This window comes from Sphaerochaeta sp. UBA5849 (assembly GCA_002432715.1).
Classification (GTDB): Bacteria; Spirochaetota; Spirochaetia; order Sphaerochaetales; family Sphaerochaetaceae; genus Sphaerochaeta.
The window spans coordinates 19,869-32,685 of the sequence record DJGJ01000045.1 but is presented as its reverse complement, the minus strand read 5'-3'; the positions used below and the strand labels follow the sequence as shown (position 1 = coordinate 32,685).

At 53.5% G+C, this 12,817-nt stretch carries 14 protein-coding genes; 6 read left to right on the top strand and 8 right to left on the bottom strand.

The window, feature by feature from the left end; translation table 11 throughout:
* Window positions 1-18: 18 nt before the first annotated feature.
* The 3 genes from B3K89_RS07825 to B3K89_RS07815 are packed head-to-tail and all read right to left on the bottom strand — an operon-like array spanning window position 19 to window position 3,294.
* A complete protein-coding gene (locus tag B3K89_RS07825; protein WP_293892488.1) occupies window positions 19-1,008 on the bottom strand; it encodes a TRAP transporter substrate-binding protein in 990 nt (329 codons plus the stop codon).
* On the bottom strand, window positions 1,005-1,781 hold the full coding sequence (locus B3K89_RS07820) for a response regulator transcription factor (RefSeq protein ID WP_293892490.1): 777 nt from the start codon (window positions 1,779-1,781) through the stop codon (window positions 1,005-1,007). Before B3K89_RS07820 ends, B3K89_RS07825 begins: the two co-directional genes overlap by 4 nt.
* Window positions 1,759-3,294 (bottom strand): sensor histidine kinase, encoded by a 1,536-nt coding sequence (locus B3K89_RS07815; protein WP_293892492.1) that lies wholly within the window; start codon window positions 3,292-3,294, stop codon window positions 1,759-1,761. Before B3K89_RS07815 ends, B3K89_RS07820 begins: the two co-directional genes overlap by 23 nt.
* 93 nt (window positions 3,295-3,387) lie before the next feature.
* On the opposite strand from B3K89_RS07815, the gene B3K89_RS07810 reads away from it, so the two are divergent.
* Window positions 3,388-3,906: a YcxB family protein gene (locus tag B3K89_RS07810; RefSeq protein ID WP_293892494.1), complete on the top strand. Its 519-nt coding sequence runs from the start codon at window positions 3,388-3,390 to the stop codon at window positions 3,904-3,906.
* A gap of 7 nt (window positions 3,907-3,913) precedes the next feature.
* Here the strand turns inward: B3K89_RS07810 and B3K89_RS07805 are convergent, their stop codons facing one another.
* On the bottom strand, window positions 3,914-4,768 hold the full coding sequence (locus tag B3K89_RS07805) for an HAD family hydrolase (protein ID WP_293892497.1): 855 nt from the start codon (window positions 4,766-4,768) through the stop codon (window positions 3,914-3,916).
* Between the two features lie 86 nt (window positions 4,769-4,854).
* On the opposite strand from B3K89_RS07805, the gene B3K89_RS07800 reads away from it, so the two are divergent.
* Both B3K89_RS07800 and B3K89_RS07795 read left to right on the top strand, forming a co-directional pair.
* Window positions 4,855-5,289 carry a MarR family winged helix-turn-helix transcriptional regulator gene (locus B3K89_RS07800; protein ID WP_293892499.1) on the top strand — a complete coding sequence of 145 codons (435 nt, stop codon included), beginning with the start codon at window positions 4,855-4,857 and terminating at the stop codon, window positions 5,287-5,289.
* A complete protein-coding gene (locus B3K89_RS07795; protein ID WP_293892501.1) occupies window positions 5,258-6,646 on the top strand; it encodes an MATE family efflux transporter in 1,389 nt (462 codons plus the stop codon). The genes B3K89_RS07800 and B3K89_RS07795 overlap by 32 nt, the downstream gene beginning before the upstream one ends.
* Here the strand turns inward: B3K89_RS07795 and B3K89_RS07790 are convergent.
* The 4 genes from B3K89_RS07790 to accB are packed head-to-tail and all read right to left on the bottom strand — an operon-like array spanning window position 6,643 to window position 10,075.
* Window positions 6,643-7,560, bottom strand: coding sequence for a carboxyl transferase domain-containing protein (locus B3K89_RS07790; RefSeq protein ID WP_293892504.1), 918 nt, complete (start codon window positions 7,558-7,560; stop codon window positions 6,643-6,645). The genes B3K89_RS07795 and B3K89_RS07790 overlap by 4 nt on opposite strands.
* Window positions 7,553-8,323, bottom strand: coding sequence for an acetyl-CoA carboxylase carboxyltransferase subunit beta (locus B3K89_RS07785; RefSeq protein ID WP_293892507.1), 771 nt, complete (start codon window positions 8,321-8,323; stop codon window positions 7,553-7,555). The genes B3K89_RS07790 and B3K89_RS07785 overlap by 8 nt, the downstream gene beginning before the upstream one ends.
* Window positions 8,316-9,647: an acetyl-CoA carboxylase biotin carboxylase subunit gene (locus B3K89_RS07780; RefSeq protein WP_293892510.1), complete on the bottom strand. Its 1,332-nt coding sequence runs from the start codon at window positions 9,645-9,647 to the stop codon at window positions 8,316-8,318. The genes B3K89_RS07785 and B3K89_RS07780 overlap by 8 nt, the downstream gene beginning before the upstream one ends.
* Entirely contained in the window at window positions 9,644-10,075 is a 432-nt protein-coding gene (accB, locus tag B3K89_RS07775; protein ID WP_293892513.1) for an acetyl-CoA carboxylase biotin carboxyl carrier protein, read from the bottom strand. Before accB ends, B3K89_RS07780 begins: the two co-directional genes overlap by 4 nt.
* A 154-nt stretch (window positions 10,076-10,229) precedes the next feature.
* On the opposite strand from accB, the gene B3K89_RS07770 reads away from it, so the two are divergent.
* From B3K89_RS07770 to fabG, 3 genes are read left to right on the top strand one after another with little or no spacing between them, the layout of a single operon-like run.
* Window positions 10,230-11,186, top strand: a complete 957-nt coding sequence (locus B3K89_RS07770; RefSeq protein ID WP_293892516.1) for a beta-ketoacyl-ACP synthase III — start codon at window positions 10,230-10,232, stop codon at window positions 11,184-11,186.
* Complete coding sequence (locus tag B3K89_RS07765) at window positions 11,171-12,112, top strand: ACP S-malonyltransferase (RefSeq protein WP_293892519.1); 942 nt, start codon at window positions 11,171-11,173, stop codon at window positions 12,110-12,112. Before B3K89_RS07770 ends, B3K89_RS07765 begins: the two co-directional genes overlap by 16 nt.
* Window positions 12,109-12,816 (top strand): 3-oxoacyl-[acyl-carrier-protein] reductase, encoded by a 708-nt coding sequence (fabG, locus tag B3K89_RS07760; protein ID WP_293892522.1) that lies wholly within the window; start codon window positions 12,109-12,111, stop codon window positions 12,814-12,816. Before B3K89_RS07765 ends, fabG begins: the two co-directional genes overlap by 4 nt.
* The last annotated feature ends 1 nt before the right edge of the window (window position 12,817 follow it).

The window sequence follows — 12,817 nt, the reverse complement described above, 5'->3', positions numbered from 1 at the left end:
CATTTTGAAATTGGCTCTTTATGTATCTCCAATCCTTTGAACAATATCCTGTTCCTTCGGGCCAAGTTCCTGGTACAGAGGCTCCATGGCTTTCTTCAGGGCAAGCATGTCGTCCTCACCGGGAATGGTGAACTTCACCCCTGATTGCACAGCCTCCTCATACGCCCGCTTTTCTTCTTCCTGCCAGAGCTTTCGCTCATAGAAACCGCTTTCCTTGGCACACTCGGTGATGAGATTGACAAAGGCCGGATCGACAGCTTCCACCTTCTTCCGGGCATCGTTGCTTATCATCACAACCTCGGGGAGCCTGAAGTGTTCATCTTGATAGAAGTAAGGCGCCGCTTGGTTGTGATCCATGAATACATAGCTTGGAAGGTTGTTCTCAGCCCCGTCGATGCGCAGTTTCTGAAGCGCAGAGTACACATCCCCATAGGGAATCTGCACCGCCTTGGCACCAAGCAGTTCGATGGTACGGCTCATCATGTCATTCTCTTGGACACGGATGGTCAGGCCTTTGAGTGAAGAGACGCTGGAGATCGGCATTCTGGTATAGAAACTCCTGGCCCCGGCGTCATACCACGCCAATCCCACAAGACCTTTGTCGGACATGCCTTGCAGATACATATCACCGATCTCTCCATCGAGAACCCGCCACATATGGGCGCTGTCGGTATAGAGGTAGGGCAATTGGAGCGTCCAAAGCTCGGGGAAAAATTGGGAAAGCGTGCCCAATGAGAACCGGGACATGTCGATGCCCCCGTAGACCATCTGCTCCATCACACTGTTTTCCGATCCCAATACACTGTCCGGATACACCCTGATCTCGATTTTCCCGCCGGTCCGCTCTTTCACCAGTTCAGCCATATATTTTGCCGCTTCAACCGTTGGGTACCCGTGCCCCTGATTATCGGCATAGCGGAGGACCAATTCAGGATGGCTTGTTTCCTCTTTGCGACAAGCGAAGAATACACAGACAAGGACAACAGCAACGAGCAATACCTTTCTCATCGATGCATACCCCCTCCGGCCTGTCTTCGGTATTCAGTCGGCGTAAGCCCCGTGTTTTTCTTGAAAGCACGGGTGAAGTAGCTGGAGCTGTCATACCCTACCATGGACGCAATTTCTGAAGCAGACTTGAAAGGATCGCTGAGGTATTCCTTCGCTGCAGAAATCCTGAGGTTGGTGATATAATCGAGGAAGTTGACTCCGGTGCACCGCTTGAAAATGCAACTCAGATACGATGGGCTGATATTGAGCAGGCTGCTTACCGAATCCAGTGAAAGATCATAGTTCATGTAGCTGTGTTCCAGGTACTTCTTCACCTTTGCCATCATCAAGGCAGCCTTGTCGGTCCCTTCATCCTCTTCCATGCAAGTGCCCTCCCGAGGACGCATGGCCTTGAGCTGCCGCTCGGCCTCCACCTGGCTGATCGCCCGCTTGACGGCCCTTTGGACATCCTCCCTGTCCACCGGCTTGAGGATGTAATCGATGGCCCCCAGCTTGACTGCTTCACGGGCGTAGGAGAACACACTATATGCAGTAATGAAAATAATGCGGCAGGAGGGTTTGTCAGCCAGGATTCTCTGGGAAGCTTCCAGCCCGTTGAGGGCTGGCATTTCGATGTCCATCAGCACAATATCCACATCATACAAGGATGCATAGGTAACAGCCAAGCGCCCGTTTTCCGCTTGATGGATCTCAAGAAGCGGATCAGGGGAGAGGATTTTATACAACAGTTCCCGTTCAATGCTTTCGTCATCAACAATCAGTATCTTGATCATCCTCTTCCTCCTCCTTTTTCAGTACCAGCGGCATCTCGATGAGAATGGTGGTACCCTTTCCTTTTTCAGAAGTCACCTCAAGACGACAGCGGGGATCAAGCAGTTTCAATCGGGCGGCGACCGTATACAGTCCGATATGCTCCCCTGTCATCGGAGAATCGAGAAGACGGGATCGCAGAGCCTCGAGCTCGGGTTTCTCCATCCCCACCCCGTCATCCTCGACTTGTACCAAGAGTACACCATTATTCTCTTGCAAGGTAAGCCAGACAGTGCCGGGTAGCTCTTTCGGCCCAAGCCCATGCTTGAAGGCGTTCTCAACCAGCGGCTGGAGAAAAAAGGAAGGCACCAGTGTTTCGGTCAAGACCAAGGATGGCGCAATATCCCAAACAAGGGACATCTTCTCCTTGAACCTGGCCTTGAAGAGGCTGTAATACTCATCCACAATCTGGATCTCCCTGGAAAGGGGGACCTGCACCTCGTTGTCGGCCAAGGCATAACGGAACAGACGGGCGAGGGAGGAGAGCAAGGCATCGGTTTCCTCGGCCTTCTCCTCCTGGGCCGTATATTTTATCACGTTGATGGTATTGAAGAGAAAATGGGGGTTGATCTGGCTCCTGAGAAGCTGCAGTTTCTCCCGCTCCAACAGATTCTGCATTGCCAATGCCTCGGTATTCTTTCTATGCAGCTCCTTCTCCATCTCATTGTGTGCCGTAAGCAATCGAACCTGGTTGCGCATCGCTCTTTTCATTTCGTTGAACGCCCTTGCCATGTCCCCGATCTCGTCCTTGCGGCGCTCCGATATCTCCGGCCTGTCATAGTCCCCGGCGGTAATCGCCTTCGAGGATTGGGCCATCTCCTGTACGATGGAGAGCAGCCGTATCACTTCCTTGAAAGCGGCAAAGCCGAAGAGGAGCATCACCAGAACCGTCAATCCATACACATAATCCAAGTCATTGTTGAGCTTCATCAGCCGGTCATAGGTGGATTGGTTATCCATGATTGCCCGCTCGATCAGCTGTTGTACATACTGTGACAAGTAGGTCAGGCAGGGTTCAACATCGGAGTAGTACACCGCCGATGCCTTATCGATATTATTCGTGAGAAGGTATTCCTGCATTACGGAAAGGTAGTCTCGAAAGTTGGCATAGGTGGTATTCACCGCTTGCACCAGCAGGTACTGCTCCACCCCTATGCTGGCCAAATCAGTATCTATGTGTTCCAGACTACTCTCAGAAATCTCATTTCCCCGTCTCAGCTCGGAGACCAAGGAGGCAATATCCCCGAAATCCCAACGGTAGGAGGCAAGCACATCACGGGTTTGTCCCAAGGAATTGAGAAGCAGGCTGATTTTCTGCACATTGCCGGCACTCTTCTGTATCGGGTCCATGATGTACTTTCCCTGATAGGCGGAAATCCCAAGCTGCAGAAATATAAAGAGGATAAAAACAATGAGAAAGAGAAATATCCTGTGGAAGAGATTCAAGTGTAGGCGTTTTTTCTTATGTGTATCCATGGGTACTCGAATTATACATACAAGCGGCAGGTTAGATACAGTCCCTTTTTGCCGGAATGTGCATTGTCGCCTTGTTCATGCTATAGTGGCAGCATGACAATCGCAGTAAAACTCAATGAACAACACTATAGGCAATTTCTCATCTTCAACATCCTCAAGCGCCTCAAACTGTACAGAAGTCCGGTCATCTTTGCATCCATTCTCACCTTCTCGGCCATCATCTGCTTTGTGATGTACCAAGTCGAAGGGGCCGTACTCTTGGGTACCGTTCTCCTTGTGGTGGGATTGGGAGTGCCTGTCGTCTACTTCGCATCCTTCTTCGCCACCGTAAAAAAGCAGGTAAAGCTGCAAAAGCTCAACCCACCAAGATTGGTCTACACGCTGCAATTCAGCGAGGACTCGGATGCAGTGGCTATTTCCAACGAGAAGGAACAAGCAAGCTACCGCTGGCAGGATGTGTATCATGCGTATTTCGAGAAGGAGTGCATCTACCTGTTCATAACGCGGGACAGGGCGTTCCTCATCCCCTATGAAGTGGTAGAGGACAAGGATGCGGTATGCAACCTCATCACATCCAAGCTCGGAAGGAATCGATGCACGCAAAGCCGGTAAAGAAGCCTCACACAGATTTGCTTGCTTTATACTTCATTTCTATGCTTGCAGTTTCCAATCTATTGCAAGCCTTCATCTCTTCAAGGATGGTAGACACCAAACCAAAGAGTTCTCCCCCGTCGGTATAATCGGCAGGTGTATAGAAGTTGATGCGGTCCTCAACCATCAGGCGGTGGGCGATTTCCTCTTTGCCCTGCATATACACGGCGATGCTCTTGCCTCCATTCTGCTTGACCAGCTTCATACAAGGCACATCGGTGAGGCCGTCGCCGATGTAAATCATATTGCGGAACGGGATGCTGCGTTCGGTTTCCGCCTTATAGGCATTCAGGGCTTGGTCCTCATAGACATCGAGCACACCCTTGTTGATCCGAAAGAGAAATTGTGTCTTGGCCGTATAGTTGACCGACAGCTTCGGCCATACCGCGACACCGTTTTCATCATAGAGGTACTCACAGGCATAGATGCGACGAAACTCAAACCCGATCGCCGATCCTTCGATGATCTCCTTGAGTCCCGAGGAGATGATGTAGTGCTCGATGGAAAGACCAAGCTTTTCTCCCAGATTGTTGAGAAGGGAAAACCAACCGAGGACACCCGGAAAAAATTCAAGCTCCTTTCCAAGGGCGACAAAGTCGCTCCGCCTGATCGGTTTTGCCTGCTTTCTCGACTCGTCGAGCATCAATTTCATGTAGGAAAGGATGCTGTCCATGCCCTGGCTGCGGGCAAGGGTGCTTGCCTTCTGCCAGAACTCGGAGGCACTGAGCCCCAGGTTGGGAATGAAGGTGTACTCCTGCATGTCGCGGGTGGTCAGCGTCTTGTCAAAGTCGTACATGATGGCGATTGTAGGTCGTGTTTCCATAGTAGGGCCAGTATATCACGAAGGATGGACGGAAAGCAGGCCAATATTAGTTGACATGTCAACTATAAATCCCTACAGTGTCCACCATGCAATACAGTCTTTCACGCCTCGTGGCAATCCTTCATCGAAACCATGCGATGTATATCAACCGGGCCCTCAAGATGTGGGGCATCTCAAGCGGCGAGATTGGGTTCCTGATGACCCTCTATCGGCAGGAAGGCTGCACACAAGAACAGCTGTGCAGCCTCCTGGCCATCGACAAGGCCGCGGCGACACGCGCCCTCACCTCCCTGGAGAACAAGGGGTATATCCAGCGTCAGGTCGATGCAAGGGACAAGCGCTGCAAGTGCATCCACCTCACCGACAAAGCAAAAGAGCTGAGACAGGACATAACGGGCGAAGTGCGTGCCTGGAACGGTAAGGCATCTGAGCTGGTGGGTGAAGAAACATACCAGATGATCTGTGCAAACCTTCAAACCATACTCTTGCATGAAACATCGGAGCAGAACCATGCATGCTGAAGCCATCCATACCAATCCCTTGGGAACCGAGCCCATTTTCAAGCTGCTGATGCGCTTTTCCATCCCTGCCATTGTCGGCATGATGGTCAACGCCCTCTACAACGTTATCGACCGCATGTACATCGGCAACAGCCCTTCACTCGGGGCCAACGGCATAGCCGGCATCACCATCGCCTTCCCCATCATGATCATTCTCATGGCCATGGGGGTCCTCTTCGGCATCGGAGGTGCCACCCTCTTCTCGATCCGCTTAGGCCAGCAGAAGAAAGCAGAGGCTGTGCATGTGCTGGGAAACGCCTTCCTCTTGCTGATCGGCGGCGGCTTGGTCTTTATGATAACCGGCCAAATTTTTTTGAAAGACATCCTCATTGCATTCGGCGCCAGCACCGAGGTGCTCCCTTATGCAATGAGCTATTTGCGTGTTATTATTTTTGGTTCGGTGTTCGGTGTGACGAGCATGGGTTTGAATCACTTCATCCGAGCAGACGGCAATCCCAAAGTTGCCATGCTCTCCATGTTTCTAGGAGCCGGCACCAACATCATCCTCGATCCGATATTCATTTACGCTCTCGATTGGGGCATGGAAGGAGCAGCCTTGGCTACCATCATCAGCCAAAGCTTCTCCTTCATCTGGGTTGTGTCGTATTTTCTAGGCAAACGAAGCCATGTAAAGCTGAAGCTGAAAGCCCTCAAACCCGAGTGGGCGGTGATCAAGCTGATCGTCACCTTGGGAATCCCACCCTTCACCCTCCAGATAACATCAAGCCTGCTCAATGTAGTCTTGAACAAAACCCTTATCACCCATGGAGGAGACCTAGGCATCTCGGCGATGGGCATCGTCCACAGCCTGCAGACCCTGCTGATCATGCCGGTAATCGGCATCAACCAAGGGGTGCAGCCGCTTATCAGCTACAATTTCGGCGCCAATCAGTACGACCGGGTCAAGGAGGCAGCGAAGCTGGGCATCCTCAGCGCCACCTTGGTGGTCATGATCGGCTACCTTGCCACCCGCCTCTTCCCTTCCGCAATGGTAGGCATATTCAACAGGGAACCTGAACTGCTGGAGCTGGGAACCTTCGCCCTGAAGCGATGGTTCCTCTTCACTCCGCTGGTAGGGTATCAAATCATAGCAGGAAGCTTTTTCCAAGCTATCGGAAAGAGCAAAATCGCCATGGCGCTCACTCTCTCCCGCCAAGGTCTCTTCCTCATTCCAGCCATTCTCATCCTTGCTCACTTTTTCGGTATGGAAGGAATCCTCTGGTCGGCACCAATATCCGATGCACTGGCCACTGTGGTGACCTCATGGTTCTTCTTCCGGGGCCTGAGGGACATGGAGAAGAACGCTGCCAAAATCTAATTCAGACTTTGGGTTTTCTTGAACACTTCCAAAAGCGGCTGCCACCACTCTTTGCCTCCCGACACCTCGCCGATGCCCCGGATCTTCTTGATCCGGTAGCGGACCAAGTGCTCGGCAGGCTTTGAGCACAATACATCCAAGTCCCGCAGGATGGTCTGCTTGATGCGCATCGCAGTCTCCTGTGCACTGCCCTCGGCAATAATATCGTGGATGACGGAGAACTCCTTGAGATGGTAGCTGGTCATTTTCATAGCCTCCGCCGCTTCCTTGGCCTTTGAGGGGTCACGCAGCAATATGGAGGCAAATCCTTCAGGTGTAATGACTGAATAGACGGCATGCTCCAGCATATACAGCTTGTCTCCGACTCCTATTCCCAAAGCACCGCCGCTACCGCCTTCACCGATGATGAAACACAGAATGGGAGTCTTCAGCGTAGAGAACACCTTCAGGTTCTGGGCAATCGCCTCCCCGATACCCCGCTCCTCGGCCCCGAGGCCGGGATAGGCACCGGGTGTGTCGATGAAGCACACGATGGGTCGACCGAATTTCTCAGCCTGCTTTGCCAGCCTGAGAGCCTTGCGATACCCTTCGGGATTGCTCATGCCATAGTTGCACAGCACATTCTCCTTCAGGTTGGCTCCCTTTCGGTTCCCGATGAAGGTAATCGCCCTGCCTTCCACCAGGCCCACCCCGCCGATCATGGCGGGATCGTCGCCGTACAGTCGGTCTCCGTGCATCTCCATGAACGAGTCGCAGATCAGGTCGATGAACAGCTTCGCCCCCGGCCTGCCCTGCTGGCGCGAGCGCAGCACACACTCCCAAGAGGAGGCACCTTCACGTGTTTCATGGCTCTTTGCAAGAGTTTCTATCTGGTCCAGTGTCTGTTCGAGCTCCGGTTTCTGTTCTTCATGCATACACAGCACCCCCCTTGGTGTGGGTTTTGATCAAAAATGAGAGAGTCGAACGAAGACTCGCCCGTTCCACCAACGCATCGATAAAGCCCTTCTTGAGCTGAAACTCGGAGCGTTGAAATCCCTCAGGCAGCTTTTGACCGATGGTGCCTTCGATGACCCGGGGGCCTGCAAAGCCGATGACCGCCCCCGGCTCGGCAAGAATGACATCTCCGAGCATCGCAAAGGAGGCTGTCACTCCGCCGGTGGTGGGATTGGTGAGCACCAAGAAAAGCGGAGTCCGGGTCTCCTCCATCAGGGCGGCGGCACTGGCGGTTTTGGCCATCTGCATCAGGCTGAAAATGCCTTCCTGCATCCGAGCACCTCCGCTTGCCGTAAAGAGAATGACCGGCTCCCCCCTGAGGGCTCCTTCAAGCATTGCCTGGGTGATTTTCTCACCGACCACCGAGCCCATGCTTCCCCCCATGAAGGCGAAAGACATGATACCGACAATCACCGGCTGGTTTTCAATACTGCAGCTGCCGATGGAAACGGCATCGCTGAGCGACGATTTTTTCTCGTTTTCCTTCAACTTGTCCTCATACCCTGCAAGGGAGATGGGGTTCATCGACTTCATCTCTGTTGCCATCTCCACAAACGAGCCGGGATCGGCGAAGAGGGCGATGCGCTGCTGGACAGTGAGGGGGAAATAGTAGTTGCAGGAGGGGCAGATCCGATACGGACCGGATTCAACTTCCTTCTGGCAGTTTGGACAGAGTTCAACCATGGTGTTTCTCCTGGGCGACGACCTTTGCATACAGGTCGGTTGAGAATCGTCCGCTTGAGAACGGACGACTTTGGATGAGCAGTTTCTGCTCCTCGATATTGGTTTTCACCCCTTCGATGACGACTTCATCGAGGGCGCGCAGCATGACCGCAAGGCCCATCTCGCGAGTCGGGGTGTGGACGATGATTTTTGCCATCAGGGAGTCGTAGTATGGGCTGAGAACCGAACCGGCTTGCAGGTAGGTGTCGACACGGACATGGGGGCCTGAAGGCATGACGAAGGTCTTGATGTGACCGGCGCTCAGGCCGTTGATCCTGCACTCAAGGCTGTAGCCCTTGCACCGTACATCAGATTGACAGTACGACAGGGCTTTTCCTTGGGCGATTTGGATTTGTGCATGCACCAGATCGATATCCGAGACCAGTTCACTGACCGGGTGCTCGACCTGCAGGCGCGCATTGACTTCCATAAAGTAGTATGCATCACCGTCAAGCAAAAACTCAACAGTTCCGGCACCACGATAGCCCAATTCCTGAAACAGGCGCACCGCATCATTGCACATTGCATTTCTCAGGCTATCGCTGAGTATGGGTGACGGGCTCTCTTCCAAGAGCTTCTGATGGTTTTTCTGCACCGAGCAGTCACGCTCCCCAAGATGCACAACCGTACCCTGGCCATCACTGAGCAGCTGGACCTCGAGGTGTCTGGGCTGCTCCAGGTAGCGCTCCATATGCACCGAGTCGTCACCGAAGAAGAGCAGTGCCTCCTTCTTGGCAAGGGCAAGATTGGAAGCAAGCTCTGACTGTTTGCGCACGATGCGCATGCCCCTGCCTCCGCCGCCGGCTGCAGCCTTGAGAATGATCGGATACCCGACCTGGGCGGCTGTTTGTTTGGCATCCTCAAGATCGGCAATCGCTTCCTTGCTTCCCGGGGTTATGGGAAGCCCCGCTTCCAAGGCAGCCTTGCGGGCCGCCACCTTGTTGCCCAAGAGGGCGATGGTCTCGCTTCTGGGGCCGATGAAGATCAGACCGGCATCCTCCACCGCTTTGGCGAAGCCTGCATTCTCACTGAGAAAGCCGACTCCGGGATGGACGGCGTCGCAGCGGGTCAGGCAGGCAGCCATAATGATGTTTTTGCTCTTGAGATAGCTCTCCTTGGTTTCAGGTCCGCCGATGCATACCGCCTGATCGGCCATCTGTACAGCCAGCGTATCCTTGTCGGCGGTCGAATAGGCGACCACCGAGCGGATGCCCAAATCCTTGCAGGCTCGAACCACCCGCACGGCGATTTCGCCCCGGTTGGCGATCAGAATCGAACCAATCATACGCGCTTTACCTTGAAGAGCGGCTGACCGAATTCGACCATCTGCTCGGGGTCGGCCAGGATTTCCACAATCTCACAGGCGAAATCGGCTTCCAGCTGGTTCATCAGCTTCATTGCCTCGATGGTGCAGAGTACCGCACCAGGTTCCACCGTGCTTCCAACCCGTACATAGGGTGGAGCATCAGGGGCGGGAGTCAGATAAAACGTCCCTACAATGGGACTGGTGATCACTTCACACGCCGGCTTTGTTTCAACCGGTGTACTCTTTGCGATTTCAGATTTGGGGACGGACCCAACAAACTCAGCGCTTGTTGTATTCCGCTTGAGTTTGAGGCTGTAGCCTGAGCTGGAAAGCTCCAGCTCGGCGAGCGAGCTATTCTCAAACATGGTAATGATCTGCTGTAGATCCGGGTTGTCGATGATATTCATGATTGTTCCTCAGTACAAATGGGGATTGGGATGCACAATGGCTGCATCCAATCTGTTTTAATAATAACGGTACGGTTGTTTAGTGTCAATATTGACAAATATTTCTATTTTGTAATAATTATAGGCCTATGCTATGCAACCAAGGAGGGAGAGCTTGAAGCCTCCACTATCAATACAGATCACCGCCCTCGGGTCCTACAGCCCGGCGAGAGTGGTCACCAACGACGAACTTTCCCACAGGGTCGATACCAGTGATGAGTGGATTAAAAGCCACACCGGCATTGCGGTGCGCCATCTGGCGGCAGAGCTGGAAACAACTGCCGACCTGGCAACCAAGGCGGTTGAAAATTTGCTCGCAAACCATGGCAGAACCGCAGCTGAAATCGATGGCATCGTGGTCGCAACAGCAACTCCCGACTACCCCGGGTTCCCATCGACAGCCTGCCTGCTTGCCCAACGGTTTGGCATCAAGGGGCCTGCACTGGACATCAGCGCAGGGTGTACGGGATTCATCTACGCTCTTGAGGTCGGCAGGGCCATGATCATCACCGGAGCCATGAAAAATGCATTGGTGGTTGGATCGGAAACCCTCTCTTCAGTCGTAGACTGGGATGACCGCAATACCTGTGTTCTCTTTGGAGACGGAGCCGGCTGTGCACTGCTTGAAAGCAAACAAGAGCAAGAAGGCATCCTCGATACCTACCTGAAGGCGGAGGCTGCCGGAGCCGAGGCCTTGGTCATCGATCCCAAGAGCCGCACGATCAAGATGGACGGCCGCTCGGTCTACTCTTTTGCAGTCCGCTCGATCGGACAGGCCATCGAAACCCTGCTGAAGAGAAACAACCTGGACTTTGAGGATATCGCCTGGATCGTCCCGCACCAGGCGAACCAACGCATCATCGCAGCGTGTGCAAAGCGGTTGGGCATCGATGTACAGAAGTTTTATCTGAACATCGAACAGTATGCAAACACCTCGGCAGCCTCGATTCCCCTCGCCCTTGCAGAGATGCAGGAGAAAGGCCTGCTCAAAGAAGGAAACAGGTTGCTGCTCGTCGGCTTCGGTGCAGGACTCACCTATGGAGGAATACTACTGACATGGCACCAATACTAGCACTCTACCCCGGCCAAGGCTCACAGAAGCAAGGGATGGCCATCGACTTGTACCATGCAAGCCATACGGTGCGAGAGCTCTTTGAACTGGCCGGCGACATTGCCGGGCGAAATCTCTACACCCTCCTCTCACAAGGATCGGAGGAGGAGCTCACACAGTGCGCGCAGACTGCCATAACCTTGGCCAGCCGATCGGCAAACATCCGGCTCAAAGAGCTGGGCATCGAGATTGAAGCCCACAGCGGCTTCAGTCTTGGAGAGCTCGCCGCCTACTGCGGTGCAGGAATCTTCGACGATGCAACTCTGTTTACCATCGTACAAAGAAGAACCGCTTTGATGGATGAAATGTCAAGAAAGGCACGCCAAATGCTGGGCGAACTGGGCATGGCGGCCGTCATCGGCCTCGACTACGAAGCAGTAACGGTGCTGCTGGAAGAACTCAACCTAAAGGGCTTATATGCCGCCAATGACAACGCACCCAACCAAGTGGTGATCTCCGGCCTGAGTGAAAGCATCACCCAGGCAAAGTCGGTTTTCCTGGAGAAAGGTGCCAAGCGGTTCATTCCCCTGAAGGTGTCGGGACCCTTCCACACCCCCTTCATGGAGGAGGCGACACAGCCGTTCAGGACCTTCTTGGACGGCCTTGCCATGGCTGATCCCGTAGACTTGGTCATCTCCAGCGTCGACGGAAAGCCCATCACCACCGCTTTGGATGCCCGCGAGCACCTGAGCCTGCAATTAGCCAGACCGGTTCGGTGGACTGCCGTCATGCAACGCATCAAGGCAACAAAAAATTCAGACATAGCGGAGGTCGGGTTTGGAACAGTCCTGACCGGGCTGTGCAAAAACAATGCAGTACAGTCATCCTGCCTCAGTTTGGGTGAAGAAACAACAATACAAGCATATGCAAAGGAACGAGCACTATGAGTGAACAGAAACATGCCTTGGTAACCGGAGGCTCACGAGGGATTGGAAGCGAGATCGTCAAGGTTCTGCTCTCAGAGGGATATGAAGTCTGGTCGCTATCGCGGACCAAGATGGATGACAGAGAAAACCTGCATCATATCAGCTGCGACATGGCCGACCGCAGCAGCACCGAAGCTGCTTTGGAAAGTGTAATCAAACAAGCAGGAAGTGTGGACGTTTTGGTCAACAATGCCGGTATCACCCGCGATGGCTTGATCATGCGGATGAAGGATGAGGCATGGGATGAGGTGCTGGCTGTCAATCTTACATCGGTCTTCCTCACCTGCCGCAGGATCAGCAGGCTCATGGCGAGCCAACGCAAAGGCTCGATCATCAACATCTCCAGCGTCGTGGGAATCATGGGCAATGGAGGACAGACCAACTATGCAGCCAGCAAGGCAGGCATCATTGGCTTTTCCAAGAGTCTTGCCCGTGAGTTGGCTTCGCGAAGTGTGCGGGTCAATGTCGTGGCTCCGGGCTTTATCGATACCGCTATGACCGATGCACTTTCTGGTGTTCTCAAGGAGCAGATAGCCACCCAGATACCGCTTGGGCGTATCGGAAAGGCTGTGGAAGTTGCAGAAGCGGTTGCATTTTTAGCATCAGAAAAAGCGTCCTACATCACCGGCCAGGTTCTGGCGGTCGATGGCGGCATGGCAATGTAAA